Genomic DNA, 14817 nt, shown 5'->3' on the forward strand with positions numbered 1-14817 from the left:
GGCCCCTCAGCCCTCGACGCCCGTCGCCGTGTGCGCCGCCCCCACCGGCTTGGACTCCGGGGAGCCGCGCTGGCGCAGGAACACCGAGAGGATGGCCATGGAGGCGACGGCGAGCAGTTCGGACTGCCAGTTCTGCAGGGTGCGGTTCCAGAAGTCGGCGGTGCCGAGGTACTGGCCCCAGGAGACCGGTGCCTGGAGCCCGCGCAGCTGCTCCTCGTTGTAGGCGGCCGCGCCGGCGACGGACTGGGCCAGCCAGGACCAGGTGAAGAGGAAGGCCATGACCAGGCCGAGGGAGCGCGCGTACACCCGCTGCCGCCAGCCGGTGTCGGCGGCCCAGCGGGGCGAGGAGCCGACGGCGTGCGCGCCGACCATCTGGTCCTTGTCGCTCTCCGGGCCGGCCTTGTGCAGCTCCTTGGACTCGGGGGAGCCGCGCTGGAGCAGCCAGACGGTGGCGAAGACGTAGAGGAAGAACTGCAGATACTCCGACTGCCAGTTCTCGGTGACGTCGACCGCGAAGTCGGAGCTGGTCAGATAGGCCGGCAGGCTCAGCGGGTGCATGCCGTCGGCGACGAGCCGGTTGTTGAAGTCGGCGTGCCCGGCGACGGCCTGTCCCACGAGCGTGAGCAGGAAGCCGGTGCCGAAGGCGAGGGTGAGGCCGTTGTGCTTCAGGAAGCGGACCGGGCGGTTCATCGGTGCATCAGCCCCAGCGCCGTGAAGTAGGCGAGCCCGCCGCAGACCATCACCAGCAGCAGCGTGAACAGGGTGCGCACGCCCGTCTCACCCGCCCTTGACCTGGCAGTCGTACGGCTCACCGGGACGCGGTTCGCAGCCCGCCGCGGTGACCTTCCAGCCCTGCGGGAAGGACGCCAGGAACAGGGTGTCGCCGTCCAGCACCACCCGCGCCTGCTGCCCGTAGACCTGCACCGAGCGCACCCGGCCCGCGGGGGACAGCTTCTCGTCGAGCAGGGCCTCGGGGCAGGGCGCCATGGCCGACTGCTCCAGCTCCTGCCGGGTTCCGGGGGCGAGCCCCGCACACGCCCGCGCCCCGTCCGCCTGCCGCACGCTCTCGCCGAACCGCACGGCGGCCCGTGACACGGCCGCCTCCCGTTCCCCGAGCGTGGCGCAGCCGGCCAGACAGCCCGCCGACGCCAGCAGCGCGACCCCTCTCCAGCGTGGCAACAGGACCTCCACTCGTCCGCCGGTACAGGAAGGCCCATGCTGACGCGGCGCGGCCGCCCGGAGGGGCAGCCGCGCCGAAGGAGGAGGTCCGTTACTTCGTCAGGTGAGCCTCGAGGTCGTCCAGGACCTCGCCGGCGGCCGTCACACCGAGGCCCAGGTACCAGGTCTCGTCCGGGACGTCGAAGGCGTGGCCGTTCTTGACCGCGTTCAGGTTCTTCCACAGCGGGTTGGACTGGGCCTTGGACTTGTCCGTGGCCTTGGGGTCGCCGTAGACGCCGGTGAAGATGTAGTCGGCGTCGGCCTGGTCGATGTTCTCGGCGCTGATCTCGGCGGCGAGGTCCTCGATGTCCTGGTTCTTCGGGCGCGGGACGCCGACGTCCTTGAGGATCGTGCCGATGAAAGAGGCGTTGGCGTACAGGCGGATGACGCCGTCGGGCAGGTAGCGGACCATCGAGACGGTCGGCTTCTTCGCACCGAGCTTGGCGCCGAGGGCCTTCGCCTTCTTCTCGTAGGCCGCGAGGTTCGCCCTGGCCTCGGCGGTCTTGTCCAGGGCGGCCGCGTTGAGGAGGTAGTTCTCCTTCCAGGTGAAGCCCGGACGCAGGGAGAACACCGTCGGCGCGATCTGGGAGAGCTCGTCGTACTTGTCGGCGGCGCGCAGCTGGCTGCCCAGGATCAGATCGGGCTTGAGCGCGGCGATGGCCTCCAGGTTGAGGTTGTTGATGGTGCCGACGTTCTTCGGGGAGCCGGCGTCCTTCTTCAGGTAGGACGGCAGCTCGGGGGAGCCCTCGGTGGGGGCGAGGCCGACCGGCTTGACGCCGAGGGAGACGACGTTGTCCAGCTCGCCGACGTCGAGCACGACCACGCGCTTGGGCTGGGCCTTCAGCTCGGTCTCGCCCATGGCGTGCTCGATGGTCCGGGGCCACTCGCCGGGCTTCGCGTCGGTGCCCATCGCGGCCGTCTGCTCGGCCGCCTCGGCGAAGTCCTCGCCGCCCTGCGCGACCGACTTCTTCCCGCCCGCGCCGGCGGACGGCTTCCCGGCGGTCGTCTCCTCGCTGCTGCCGGAGCCGCCGCACGCGGTCAGCGACAGCGCGGCGGTGAGCGCGAGGGCGACGGCGGCTGCGCCGCGGCGGCTTGCGGACATGGGAGGACTCCCGTTCGTACGTGGAACTTAGGCGAGCCTTACTTTATGGGATTCCTCTGGACGTGCCGCATCCGGAGCGTGTGGTTCCGATCACGCCGGATTCACGTTTCGTCGACGGCCTGTTCGGGCACCGCGACCGCTCGGGACCCCCTGTCCTCGCCCGGCGCGGAGGTGGTGCGCGGCGGACCCGGCACCACCAGCGGGTCCCCGGTCACCGGGTCCGGCACCACCACCGACGCCAGCCCGAACACCTCCCGCACCAGCTCGGCGGTCACCACCTCGGCGGGGGTGCCCTGCGCCACGATCCGGCCCGCCCGCATCGCCACGATGTGGTCGGCGTACCGGGCGGCCTGGTTGAGGTCGTGCAGCACGGCGACCACGGTCCGTCCGCGCTCCAGGTTCAACTGCCGTACCAGGTCCAGGACTTCCACCTGGTGGGCGATGTCCAGATAGGTCGTCGGCTCGTCGAGCAGCAGGATGTCGGTGTCCTGGGCGAGCGCCATCGCGATCCACACCCGCTGGCGCTGACCGCCCGACAGCTCGTCGACCGGCCGGGCGGCGAGCTCGGCGACCCCGGTGCGCTCCATCGCCTCCGCGACGGTCCGCTCGTCCGTCTCCGACCACTGCTGCCACCACTTCTGGTGCGGCTGGCGGCCGCGCGCGACCAGGTCCGCGACCGTGATGCCCTCCGGCGGCACCGGCGTCTGCGGCAGCAGGCCGATCACCTGGGCGATCCGCCGGGTCGGCAAGTCCGCCAGCTCGGTGCCGTCCAGCAGCACCGCCCCGCGCCGCGGCTTCAGCAGCCGGCCCAGCGCCCGCAGCAGCGTCGACTTGCCGCAGGCGTTGGGCCCGACGACGACAGTGACCTTCCCGTGCGGGATCTCCAGGTCCAGGTCCTCGACGACCGTGCGGTCCTCGTAGGCGAGGGTGAGCCCTCGGGCGGTCAGACGGTTGCCGGTCACGCGGTCCCTCCGGAACGGCTGCTACGGGTGCTGACGATCAGCCACATCAAGTACGGGGCGCCCACGAGGGCGGTGAACACACCGACCGGCAGCTCCACCGGCGACAGCAGCCGCCGGGCCAGCAGATCGGCGACGACCACGATCAGCGCGCCCGTCAGCGCCGAGGACAGCAGCGGGATGTGCGGGGTGCGGGTGAGCCGGCGGGCGATCTGCGGGGCGAGCAGGGCGACGAAGTCGACGGGCCCCGCGGCGCCGGTCGCCACCGACGCGAGGACCACGCCGAGCACCCCCATGCCCAGCCGGTCCCGGTCCAGACGGCTGCCCAGAGCGACGGCGGTGTCGTCGTCGAAGGCCGCCGCCCGCTGCGCCCGCGCCGCCCACAGCACGCACGGCACACACACCAGCAGCACGGTCGCCAGCGGCGCCGCCTGGTCCCAGCCGCGCCCGTTGAGCGAGCCGGTGAGCCACACCTTGGCCTGCTGGGCCACCAGATACTCGCCCTTGGTCACGAACAGCCGGGTCAGCGAGCCGAGCGCCACCGAGATGCCGATGCCGACCAGCACGAACCGGGCGGCGCTCAGCCCGCGCCGCCAGGCCAGCGCGTACACCAGGGCCGCCGCCGCGAGACCGCCGGCGACGGACACGTAGGGCATGAGGGTGTACGAGGTGACGCCGAACGTCATCGCGGCGACCGTCGCCGCGCCCGCCCCGTGGGTCACGCCGATCACGTCGGGGCTGGCCAGCGGATTGCGGGCGACGGTCTGGATCAGCGCCCCGGAGACGCCGAAGGCGGCACCGACCAGCAGCCCGGTCACCAGCCGCGGCAACCGCAGGGTGCCGACGACGAGTTCGTCGGGGCTGGGCAGGCCGAGGAGCACCCGCACGACCTCGCCGGGCGCGACGAAGGACTCGCCGACGCAGAGGGAGGCGACCACGGCGGTCGCGAGCAGCAGGGCGAGGGCGGTGCCCACGAGCAGGCTGCGGCGGTGCAGCAGGAAGCTGGCGCGTCCGGCGCGCAGCAGCGCGTGCCCGACGGGGGTGACGGGAGCGGGGGAGCGCCCCGCGGGAGCGGTGGGCGCGGTCATGCCGTCACCGCCTTGCGCCGCACCAGCACGACCAGGAACGGCACTCCGGCGAGCGCGGTCATCACCGCGACCGGCACCTCGGAGGGCATCACGATCACCCGGCCGAGGACGTCCGCGAGCAGCAGCATCACCGGGCCCAGCAGCGCGGCCATCGGCAGCAGCCTGCGGTGCTCGGGGCCGACCAGGGCGCGCGCGATGTGCGGAACGGCCAGGCCCACGAAGGCGATCGGGCCGGCCGCGGCCACCGCGGCACCGGTGAGCACGGTCGCGCCGAGCGCGCCGGTGGCCCGCAGCAGCGCCACGTTGCGGCCGAGGCCACGGGCGATGTCGTCGCCGAGGGCGAGCGCGTCCAGGCCCCGCGCCATCGCCAGCACCAGCACCAGACCGGCCAGCAGGAACGGCCACACCTGCCCGGCGATCGTCGCGTCCCGCCCGCTGATCGAGCCGACGTCCCAGAACCGGAACTCGTCCAGCGCCCGGGCGTCGGTGGTGAGGATCGCCGAGACCAGCGAGGCGAGGAACGCGTTCATCGCCGCGCCCGCGAGCGCCAGCTTCACCGGCGTCGCGCCGCCGCGTCCGCCGCCGGCCACGGCGTAGATGCACACCGCGGCGAGGGCGGCGCCGGCGAACGCGTACCAGACGTACCCGTTCAGCGAGTGCACCCCGAAGAAGGCGATCGCGCAGACCACGCCGAGGGAGGCGCCCTGGCTGATGCCGAGGATGCCGGGCTCGGCGATGGGGTTGCGGGTGATGCCCTGAAGGACCGTTCCGGCGAGGGCGAGCGCGACCCCGACGAGGACGCCGATGACGGTACGGGGCACGCGCAGCGCCCGGACCACCTGGGCGTCGGGGCTGTCGCCGCCGTGCACCAGCGCGTCCCACACCACCGACGGTGCGATGGGCCGGCTGCCGACCGCGAGGCTCAGCAGCACGGCCGCCAGCAGCAGCACAAGGGCGGCGGCGGTCCAGCCGACGCGTCGTCTGACGGCTCCTGACATGCGCCCTTCCCCTGTGAGTCAGCTAAGGCTTGCCTAGCCTACGGGGTGGGGGAAGGGCGGATTCCGCGGTGGGGGCGGACGCCGGACGCACCGCCGTCCGCCGGGCCGGGCCGCTGAAACCGGGCTGAAACCGCGCTGAACCCGCCCGGCCGCACCCTTCTCGGCATGACGACGACACACCACGAACCGGCGATCGCGGCCACAGGGCTGCGCAAGGCATACGGGGACAGGACGGTCCTCGACGGCATCGACCTCCAGGTGCCGGCCGGCACGGTCTTCTCCCTCCTCGGTCCCAACGGCGCCGGCAAGACCACCGCCGTGTCCCTCCTCACCACGCTGATCTCCGCCGACGCGGGACAGGCGAGGGTCGCCGGACACGACCTCGTGACCGAGGCCCAGGCGGTACGGGCCGCCATCGGGGTCACCGGACAGTTCTCCGCGGTCGACGGCCTGATCACCGGCGAGGAGAACATGCTGCTGATGGCCGACCTCCAGCACCTGTCCCGGCGCGAGGGCCGCCGGGTCACCGCCGAACTGCTGGAGCGCTTCGACCTCACCGAGGCCGCGAAGAAGCCCGCCTCCACCTACTCCGGCGGCATGAAGCGCCGCCTCGACATCGCCATGACCCTGGTCGGCGCCCCGCGGATCATCTTCCTCGACGAACCGACCACCGGCCTGGACCCGCGCTCCCGGCACACCATGTGGCAGATCATCCGCGAGCTGGTCTCCGACGGCGTCACCGTCTTCCTCACCACCCAGTACCTGGAGGAGGCCGACCAGCTCGCCGACCGCATCGCCGTCCTCGACGGCGGCAGGCTGGTCGCCGAGGGCAGCGCCGAGGAGCTCAAGCGGCTCGTCCCCGGCGGCCATGTGCGGCTGCGCTTCGCCGACCCGGTGGCCTACGAGAACGCCGCGACCGCCCTGCGCGAGACCACCCGCGACGACGAGGCCCTCACGCTCCAGATCCCCAGCGACGGCACCCAGCGCGAACTGCGCGCCATCCTCGACTGGCTGGACAGCGCCGGTGTGGAGGCCGACGAGCTGTCGGTGCACACCCCCGACCTCGACGACGTGTTCTTCGCCCTGACCGCCGACCCCGCCCGCACCCCCCGTACCGCCCAGAAGGAGACCGTCCGATGAGCGCCGCCACCTTTGCCGTCCGCGACACGACGACCATGCTGCGGCGCAACCTCCTGCACGCCCGCCGCTACCCCTCCCTCACCCTCAACCTGCTGCTCACGCCGATCATGCTGCTGCTGCTGTTCGTGTACGTCTTCGGCGACACGATGAGCGCGGGCATGGGCGGCGGGGACCGCTCCGACTACATCGCCTACGTCGTCCCCGGCCTGCTCCTGATGACGATCGGCTCCACGGTCGTCGGCACCGCGGTCTCCGTCTCCAACGACATGACCGAGGGCATCATGGCCCGCTTCCGCACGATGGCGATCCATCGCGGCTCCGTGATCACCGGTCATGTCATCGGCAGCGTGCTCCAGTCGGTGCTCAGCGTGGTCCTGGTCGGCGCCGTCGGCGTGGCCATCGGGTTCCGCTCCACCGACGCCGGCGTCCTTGAGTGGCTGGCCGCCCTCGGGCTCCTCGTCCTCTTCGCCACCGCGCTCACCTGGATCGCCGTCGGCATGGGCCTGGTCAGCCCGAACGCCGAGGCCGCCAGCAACAACGCCACCCCGCTGATCCTGCTGCCGCTGCTGTCCAGCGCGTTCGTGCCGCTGGAGGCGATGCCGGGCTGGTTCCGGCCGGTCGCCGAGTACCAGCCCTTCACCCCGGCCATCGAGACCCTGCGCGGTCTGCTGCTCGGCAGTGAGATCGGCACGCAGAACGCCGTCCTGGCCGTCGTCTGGTGCCTGGGCCTGACCGTCCTCGGCTACCGCTGGTCCCGGGCCACGTTCAACCGCGAGCCGCGCCGGTGAGCTCCCGCAGGGCCTCGGCCCGCAACTCCTCCCGCCCCAGGGCGGCGTACCGCGACCTCGCGTCCGAGTACGCCGCCCCGTCGGCGTGTTCGGCGGCCGCGCGCGAGGAGGCCGAGGACAGGGAGGGGAACTCCCGGATCACCGGCATGTGTTCGGTCAGCGCCACCAGGCGTACGCCCGCCGCCGCATCGCCGCAGGCCAGAACGTCGAGGCCGACGGCCAGCAGGACGGTCCCGTAGACGGGGAGTTCGACGGGGTTGCCGTCCACCGCGGGCGCGGAGGTGCCGTCCGCCGCAGCCGTCACGGAGCCGCCCTCCGTGGAGCCGTCTTTCAGGGAGCCGTCCGCCTTCAGCATCCCCAGCAGCCGCCCCCGCAGCCGCGCCGCGACCTCCTTCACCGGCTCCGGCCGCCCGCAGCGGGCATGGGCCGCCAGCGCGGCCGACTCCACCCGCAGCGTCCAGCTGTCCATGAACGGGTCACCGGCGTAACTCTCCCGGACCTGCCGCAACTGCTCCACCGCCTGCCGCCACAGCCCGAGCCCGAGCTCACTGAGCCCGCGGGCCAGCGCGATCTCCGCCCGCACCGGCAGATCCGGCGTGAACACATCGCCCCACTCCTCGTCGCGGTGCGGCACCGCCAGCTCCAGCCAGTGCTCCGCCTCGTCGACCTCCCCGCGCTGCAGACAGGCCAGCACCAGCCCCCAGCGCACCCCCACCATGTCCGACCACTCGGCGAGACCGCCGAGGTCACCGAGCTCGGCCAGCGCCGCCCGCAGCTGCTCGTACGCCTCCTCGCCGCGCTCCGACTGCAAGCACAGTTCGCTGATCCGCCCGCGGCCGACCAGCGTCATGGCCGGGTTCCCGACCGGGAGCAGCGCCCGGAGCATCCGGCGGGCGCACTCCAGCGCCCGCTCCTTCTCGTGCCGGGCCTCCCACACATAGCTGGCGACGCCCGACGCGACACCCGCCAGCACCGGCGCGTCCGCCTCGCACAGCTCCCGCAGCCGGTCGTAGTGCGGCGGATGCATCTCCGGTACGGCCGCCAGGACCGCGGCCAGCGCCCGCAGCACGGTGTCCGGCGGGGCGGGCGGCAGCCGCCGCAGGATGACGAGATGGCGCACCGCGTGCGGGCCGTGCCCCATGAACAGGCCGGCCGTGCACACCGTGGCCGCGCTGCGGACGGTCTCCACGTCCTGCGGTCCGGGCCGGAAGCGGGACAGCGGCCCTGCGGTGTCGGCGGCCAGCGAGGCCAGGCGGGTGTACTGGGAGTCGGTGGCCCACAGGGAGGCCAGTACGGCGGTGACGGCGGCGACGGCCGGTCCGTCCTCGCGGGCCAGCGCGTGCCGCAGCGCCAGCACCAGGTTGTCCCGCTCGGCGCGGATGCGCAGCCAGGAGGGCAGCGGGTCGCCGCCGAACAGCACATCGTGGTGGGCCCGCCCGAGGTCCCGCGCCCAGGCGACGAACCGCCCGGTCACCGCCTCGTCCTCACCGGCCTCGGCACGCCGGGCCGCGCTGAACTCCCGCAGCGTCTCCAGCATGTGGAAGCGCACCCCGGACGGGCTGTCGCCCACCTTGATCAGCGACTGCTCGGCCAGCTGCTCAAGGAGCAGCAGCGCGTCCCCGTCCTCGCCGAGCACATACGCGGCGGCGTCCTCGGTGAACCCGCCGGGGAACACCGACAGCGCCCGCAGCGCCGCCCGGCCGTCGGGCTCCAGCAGGTTCCAGCTCCACTCGACGACCGCCCGCAGCGTGCGGTGCCGTTCGGGGGCGTCCCGGGCGCCGCCGCGCAGCAGGGCGAAACGGTCCCGCAGCCGGCGGTTGATGTCCGCCACGGACAGCACCCGCACCCGCGCGGCGGCGAGTTCGACGGCCAGCGGCAGCCCGTCCAGGTGGCGGCAGATCTCCGCCACCGTCGCCGGGTCCAGCTCCACCCCCGGCCGGGCGGCGCGCGCCCGCTGCTCGAAGAGCTCGGCCGCGGTCGCCGGGGACAGCTCCGGCACCGTGTACACGGACTCCGAGCTCAGCCCCAGCGGGGCCCGGCTGGTGGCCAGCACCCGCAACTCCTTGGAGCGCGCCACCAGTTCCCGCACCAGGTCGGCCGCGCCGCGCACGACGTGCTCGCAGTTGTCCAGCACGAGCAGCGCGGGGCCCGGCCCGAGGGCGCCGGCGATGGCACCCGCCACCTGCCGTCCCTCCCCGGCGCCGACGGCCGCGGCCACCTCACCGGCCACGTCCTCGTCGGTGGTGACACCGGCCAGCGGCACGAAGTGCACCACCGGCTGCCCGGCCGCCCGGCTCACCGCGTGCGACAGCCGGGTCTTGCCGAGCCCACCGGGACCGACCAGGGTCACCACCCGCGCCTCGCGCAGCAGCCCGGTCACGGCGGCGATGTCCGCCTCCCGGCCCAGCAGCGGATTGGGCTCGTGCGGCACACCGTGCCGGACCGGCGCGGTCTCGGGGGCCAGCAACTCCTGCTGGACGGCGCGCAAGGGGCGCCCCGGATCGGCGCCCAGGTCGTCCCGCAGCGCGCGCCGGTAGTCCTCGTACCGGCTCAGTGCCGCCGCCCGCCCGGCCGTCACGGCCTCGCAGCGCAGCAGCTCCGCCAGCAGCTCCTCGTCCCGCGGCAGCTCCCGGACCAGCTCGGCGAGCACGGGTGCGGCCTCCTCCCGCCGCCCGGTGCGGGCCAGCGCGAGCGCCCGCCCCCTGGCCAGCGACCGGAAGGCCGGCAGCCGCGCGAGGCGCAGCGCCACCACGGGATCGTGCAGATCCTCACCGGCCGCCGCGCCCACACTCCCGTCCCACAGCGCCAGCCCCTCCTCGGCCCGCGCCAGGGCGCCCGCGTGATCCCCGTCCCGTGCCAGCCGCGCGCAGTCGGCCTCGTGCAGCAGCAGCGCGGAGCTGTCGACCCGCGTCTCCTCCAGCCCCAGCCGGTAGCCGCTCGGCGTGCTGACGATCACCTCGGCACCGAGCTGCGACCTGAGCCGCGACACCAGCACCTGCACGGCCTTCCCCGGCCGCTCCGGCAACTCGTCGTCGGTCCACAGGCCCTCCACCAGCCGCCCGGTGCTGCACCCGCCGCGCAGGTCCTGCGCCAGCAGCGCCAGCAGACCGCGCAGCCGCGGCGCGCTGACCTCCCGTCCGCGGAAGGCGACTCGGCTCAGCAACGTCAACTCGGTGGTCACACGGGCAGCCTAGTCAGCGCCGCCCGCCGCGAAGGCAGGGATGTCCGAGGGGAGTTGTGTCAGCCGACGCAGAGGACGAGCAGGCAGAGCCGCGCCGGATCGGACGGGTCGGACGGGTTCGAGGGGTCGGACGGTTCGGCGGAACCGGACGTGTCGGCCGGGGCCGACGGGGAGGCCGGCGCGGGCGCCGGGCTCGTGGGCTCGGCGGTCGCCGGGGGCGGGACCGCGGGCGCGGCCGGCTGCTCGGTGACGGTCGTGCCCGTCCGCTGCCGCGGGACGGTGGCGTCGGCGGGCGCGGTGTCGGACCGGTGCTGCGCGTCCGCCGCCCCGGTCGGCCGGGGTGCGTCGGGGGTGGCCGGGGCGAGGGTGACCGGGAGGGCGGTCGGGGTCGCCCGCGGCACCCGCTCGGTCGCCCTGCGAGGCGCCGGGGCCTCGGGCGCGCGGTGGGTGGCGGGCGGACTGGCGACCGGCTCGGGGTGCTCGTCGGCCCGGAGCTCCACCTCGCCCATGGGCCGGTTGTCGGGTGCCGCGGCCGCCTGGGTGCGACCGGACGGCTGGCGGTCCGTCGAGGCGAGCGCCAGGCCGCCGCCGACCAGGGCGAACGCGGTCGCCACGGTCGCCCGGCGCTTGTGCTTCTTCCAGCGCGCCAGCTGCCGCCGCCGGGCCGCACGCCCCGGCCGCACCTCGGGGGCCTGCGTCACGTCGGCGACGGGAGCCACGGGCGCGGGGGTGTCCTGCGCCGCCGCGGGCGAGGAGGCGCGGGTCACGGACGCGGCCGCGGCGGGCGGCGCTATGTCCGGCGCGTAGGCGCCGCACCCGGGGCACACCAGGGCGCCGTTGAGGTGCCGCCTGCAGGTGGTGCAGTAGTCCATGTCGCGCTCTCCGGTCGCACAGTGATCGGACGGCCAGTCACGCTAACGAGCCTTTCGTCCGTCTGTGTGCAGGCTGTGTGACGCTCCTGCGAGGATCCGGGCGTGCCCTCTCCACACGGCGCGAGCGCGGGGCCCGGCGGCCGCCGGGCCACCGCCTACCGCGAGATTCTCGGCCGCATCCGGCCGTCGTACACCGTCCGGTAGTCCGGTACGACGGTCCGCGTGCCCGGTGCGACCGAGGCGACCTCGGCGAGGAAGGCGTCCAGGCGCATCTCCGGGTCGGGGACCGGGGGGTCGGTCAGGGGCCGTTCGAAGTGGTCCCAGTGGACGGGGACGACCACGCCGGGGCGGCCGAGGGCGCCCAGCAGGCGGGGGACGTAGCGGTGGGTGGCGGTGCTGGAGGGGACGGCGACCATGGCGAGGTCGGGCCGCAGACCTCGTACCGCGCGCTCGTCGAAGTCGCTGGCGCCCATCAGGAACGCGGACGGGCCGCCGTCGCCGGCGGTGACCTGGAAGGCGAGGGTGTCGCCCTCGGGAAGGTCGCCGATGGTGCGCGGGACGGTCGCCGGCGGGGCGTGCAGGGTGCCGGGGGCGAAGTAGGCGCACTTCTTGTTGCGGCTGTGCAGGCTCGGGACGACCTCGACGACGATCCCGTCGCCGAAGTCCAGCACCTCGCCGCCCTTGACGACCGAGATCCGGCCCGCGTCGACACCGAGGGCGGTCAGCAGGTGGTACGTCGTCTCGGTGCCGACGACGCGGGCGCCGGTGCTCCGGGCGATGTACGGGACGTCGGCGAGGTGGTCCCAGTGGGAGTGGCTGACCAGGACGAGGTCGGGGCGGCCGATGTGCGCGTCCACGACCGCCGGGTCGGTGCGCAGCGGGGTGCGCGGGTCGAAGGTGCCGTCGTACAGGCCGGTGCGGAAGCGGGTGAGGTAGGGGTCGAACAGGACCGTGCGGCCGCCGGTGTCGATGCGCCAGCCGGTCGTGCCGAGCCAGCGGAACGCGGCGGCGCCCGCGTCGGGGCGGCCGGGCCGGCGGGGTGCGGCGGACGCGTCCGCGGCGGCCGCGACCAGGGGCGTGGCCGCCCCGAGGGCGGCTCCGCGCAGCACCGTACGACGGCCGAAGGCGTGTGTCTCCTGGGTCATGGCGTCAGCAGACCAGGGCGCCGAGTCCCCTGTCCAAGACCGGAATCGCTCCCTCGTGATACCCGATCGGCTATGCGGCGCGGTCACTCGCCCCGCAGACGGCCGACCGCCAGTGCCGCCGTCCGGCCGATCGCCGCGTCCACCGTGGCGAGCGAGGCGGTGAGGTCGCGGGTGCGGGCGAACACGGCGACGGCGTAGCAGCGGCCGTCGGGGTAGCGGGCGACACCGGCCTCCATGTGCAGGCCCGGCAGGGTGCCCGTCTTGGCGGCGACCGTGACACCGGCCGGGAACCCGGACGCCAGCCGGTGCCGGAACACCTGGCGGCCCATCAGATCCCGTACGAAGGCGCAGGCTTCCGGCGCCCCGGCGGTGTCGCTCCAGATGAGCCGCAGCAGCCGGGTGATCTCGCGGGGCGTGCTGGCCGTGGTGTGGCGGGGGTCCAGCACCGCGAGCCGCCGCTTGCGCTCGTCCGGCAGTCTCGGCCAGCGCTCGGCGAACTCCCGCTCGTCGCGCGCCCCGACCTCCCCGAGCAGCGCCTCCAGCAGATCCCGCGGCCCGCCCACGATCCGCGTCCGCTCCAGCCCGAGCTCCTTCGCGAGCAGCCGTACCGTGTCCAGGCCGACGCGGGACAGCAGCAGATCGGCGGCCGTGTTGTCGCTGACGGACATCGCGAAGTGGGCGAGGTCGCGCAGCGACAGCTCCACGTCGTCGAGGCAGCCCGCGGTGCCCCACCCTCCGAGCCGGTCCGGTGCCCGCACCAGCACCCGCTCGCGCGGGTCGAGCTGACCGGCCACCACCTGCCGGGCGAACTCCAGCACCAGCAGCACCTTGAAGATCGAGGCGATCACCACGGGCTCGTCCGCCCCGACACCCACCTCGCCCTCCCCGGTCACCGGGACGGCGTGCAGCTGCCCCGCACAGCCCGCCCCGGCGAAGACCTCCCGGATCTGCCCCTCGATCACTTGCCGTCCCCCTCGCCGTCTCCGTCACGTAAGGTCGATGACCGTGGATCTCCTACGCCACCTGCGACTTTTCGTCACCGTAGCCGACGAGCTGCACTTCAGCCGGGCCGCCGAGCGGCTCGGGATGGCCCAGCCGCCGCTCAGCCAGGCGATCCGGCGGCTGGAGAAGGAGCTCGGCACCGAGCTGTTCGACCGCTCGCAGCGCGGCGTGCGGCTGAGCGCCGCCGGGGCCGTGCTGCTGGAGGAGGCCCACGATCTGCTCGCCCGCGAGGAGCGGTTGCGCACAGTGGCCCGGCGCGCCGCCGACGGCGGCCTCGGCACGCTGCGCGCCGGAGTGCCGCCCGACACCACGGCCGCCGTGCTGTCCGCACTGCTCACCGCCTGCGCCGAGCACGCCCCCGGGCTCACCGTCGACCTCCACGAGGTCAGCACCGAGGAGCAGTTGCGGCTGCTGGCCGGCGGAGGGCTGGACGCCGGACTCGTCCAGCACCCCGTCGACGCCACCGACCTGCGGCTCGGGCCGGAGGTCCCGCTGGACCTCGGCGTCGTGCTCCCCCGCACCTCGCCGCTGGCCCGCCTGCCCGAGGTGCGGCTCGGCGAGCTCTCCGGCCACGACCTGGTGCTCTTCCCGCGCGCCCACGCCCCCGGCTGGTACGACACGGTCCTCGACGTGTGCCGCGCCGAGGGCTTCGTCCCCGGCCGGGTGCGGCACGCCGCCAACCCCGAGTTCCTGCTCGCCCTGGTGACCGCGGGCCACGGCGTGGCCTTCGACCAGGGGCCGGCGGCCCGCAAGGAGCCCCGCGTCGCCTGGCGCCCGCTCGTCCGGCGCCCCCTCACCCTGCGCATCAGCGGCGCCTGGCCCGCCGGCCGCGCCGCCCATCCGGCCGCCCCGCGCTTCGCCGAACTCGCCGCCGACGTCCTCGCCCGCCACCACACCGCGAGCCGGCACCGCGTGGGCACCCGCCCGGACGACGACTCCCCGCGGCCGTGGTCGGTGGTGTTCGGCTAGCCGGTCCGCCACCGCGTGACGGTCCGGCAGCAGCACCGTGCGTGCGCCGGGCCCCGCCCGTCCCCCCCGGACCTGCGGCCATATCCCGGCAAGAGGGCCACGAGACGCAGCCGGTCTCGGACACGCCCGACAGCCCGCTGACGGACCGGCTGCCTGCCCAACGCCACCACCGTCGGCGCCCGGCGGATCCGCGCCGGCCCACCCGAGGGCTGCGGGCCGCCGACAGGACGGGGCCCGGCAACTGGCCCGGGCCGCCGACATCGCCGTCATCCGGCCACCCGCACCGCCCGGCTCGTCATCCCCGTCCTCGCCGACCGCCCGATCGTCGTCCTGGCCGACCGCCGGATGGTTGTCC

The 14817-nt window shown here is 74.5% G+C and carries 14 protein-coding genes; 3 read left to right on the top strand and 11 right to left on the bottom strand.

The window, feature by feature from the left end:
• Nucleotides 1-6: 6 nt before the first annotated feature.
• The 7 genes from ACSU6M_RS18010 to ACSU6M_RS18040 all read right to left on the bottom strand — a co-directional run bounded on the left by ACSU6M_RS18010 (nucleotide 7) and on the right by ACSU6M_RS18040 (nucleotide 5365).
• Nucleotides 7-690, bottom strand: a complete 684-nt coding sequence (locus ACSU6M_RS18010; RefSeq protein WP_437070769.1) for a DUF6766 family protein — start codon at nucleotides 688-690, stop codon at nucleotides 7-9.
• Nucleotides 687-812 carry a hypothetical protein gene (locus tag ACSU6M_RS18015; RefSeq protein ID WP_437070770.1) on the bottom strand — a complete coding sequence of 42 codons (126 nt, stop codon included), beginning with the start codon at nucleotides 810-812 and terminating at the stop codon, nucleotides 687-689. Before ACSU6M_RS18015 ends, ACSU6M_RS18010 begins: the two co-directional genes overlap by 4 nt.
• Nucleotides 778-1179: a hypothetical protein gene (locus tag ACSU6M_RS18020; RefSeq protein WP_437070771.1), complete on the bottom strand. Its 402-nt coding sequence runs from the start codon at nucleotides 1177-1179 to the stop codon at nucleotides 778-780. The genes ACSU6M_RS18015 and ACSU6M_RS18020 overlap by 35 nt, the downstream gene beginning before the upstream one ends.
• Before the next feature lie 91 nt (nucleotides 1180-1270).
• A complete protein-coding gene (locus tag ACSU6M_RS18025; RefSeq protein ID WP_437070772.1) occupies nucleotides 1271-2320 on the bottom strand; it encodes an ABC transporter substrate-binding protein in 1050 nt (349 codons plus the stop codon).
• 101 nt (nucleotides 2321-2421) lie between these two features.
• Nucleotides 2422-3282, bottom strand: a complete 861-nt coding sequence (locus ACSU6M_RS18030) for an ABC transporter ATP-binding protein (RefSeq protein WP_437070773.1) — start codon at nucleotides 3280-3282, stop codon at nucleotides 2422-2424.
• Nucleotides 3279-4367 (bottom strand): FecCD family ABC transporter permease, encoded by a 1089-nt coding sequence (locus ACSU6M_RS18035; protein ID WP_437070774.1) that lies wholly within the window; start codon nucleotides 4365-4367, stop codon nucleotides 3279-3281. The genes ACSU6M_RS18030 and ACSU6M_RS18035 overlap by 4 nt, the downstream gene beginning before the upstream one ends.
• On the bottom strand, nucleotides 4364-5365 hold the full coding sequence (locus ACSU6M_RS18040; RefSeq protein WP_437070775.1) for a FecCD family ABC transporter permease: 1002 nt from the start codon (nucleotides 5363-5365) through the stop codon (nucleotides 4364-4366). Before ACSU6M_RS18040 ends, ACSU6M_RS18035 begins: the two co-directional genes overlap by 4 nt.
• Before the next feature lie 165 nt (nucleotides 5366-5530).
• On the opposite strand from ACSU6M_RS18040, the gene ACSU6M_RS18045 reads away from it, so the two are divergent.
• A complete protein-coding gene (locus ACSU6M_RS18045; RefSeq protein WP_437070776.1) occupies nucleotides 5531-6505 on the top strand; it encodes an ATP-binding cassette domain-containing protein in 975 nt (324 codons plus the stop codon).
• Nucleotides 6502-7293 carry an ABC transporter permease gene (locus tag ACSU6M_RS18050; RefSeq protein WP_437070777.1) on the top strand — a complete coding sequence of 264 codons (792 nt, stop codon included), beginning with the start codon at nucleotides 6502-6504 and terminating at the stop codon, nucleotides 7291-7293. The genes ACSU6M_RS18045 and ACSU6M_RS18050 overlap by 4 nt, the downstream gene beginning before the upstream one ends.
• Here the strand turns inward: ACSU6M_RS18050 and ACSU6M_RS18055 are convergent.
• The 4 genes from ACSU6M_RS18055 to ACSU6M_RS18070 form a co-directional block, all read right to left on the bottom strand.
• Nucleotides 7271-10474, bottom strand: coding sequence for an ATP-binding protein (locus ACSU6M_RS18055; RefSeq protein WP_437070778.1), 3204 nt, complete (start codon nucleotides 10472-10474; stop codon nucleotides 7271-7273). The genes ACSU6M_RS18050 and ACSU6M_RS18055 overlap by 23 nt on opposite strands.
• Nucleotides 10475-10533: 59 nt before the next feature.
• Nucleotides 10534-11346, bottom strand: a complete 813-nt coding sequence (locus ACSU6M_RS18060) for an SCO2400 family protein (protein WP_437070779.1) — start codon at nucleotides 11344-11346, stop codon at nucleotides 10534-10536.
• A 155-nt stretch (nucleotides 11347-11501) separates the two neighbouring features.
• A complete protein-coding gene (locus ACSU6M_RS18065; RefSeq protein ID WP_437070780.1) occupies nucleotides 11502-12491 on the bottom strand; it encodes an MBL fold metallo-hydrolase in 990 nt (329 codons plus the stop codon).
• Between the two features lie 83 nt (nucleotides 12492-12574).
• Nucleotides 12575-13453, bottom strand: coding sequence for a serine hydrolase (locus tag ACSU6M_RS18070; RefSeq protein ID WP_437070781.1), 879 nt, complete (start codon nucleotides 13451-13453; stop codon nucleotides 12575-12577).
• Nucleotides 13454-13490: 37 nt separating this feature from the next.
• Between ACSU6M_RS18070 and ACSU6M_RS18075 the strand changes: the two genes are divergently transcribed.
• A complete protein-coding gene (locus ACSU6M_RS18075) occupies nucleotides 13491-14462 on the top strand; it encodes a LysR family transcriptional regulator (protein WP_437070782.1) in 972 nt (323 codons plus the stop codon).
• Nucleotides 14463-14817 lie beyond the last annotated feature (355 nt).

This window comes from Streptomyces sp. enrichment culture (assembly GCF_964272895.1).
Lineage (GTDB): Bacteria > Actinomycetota > Actinomycetes > Streptomycetales > Streptomycetaceae > Streptomyces.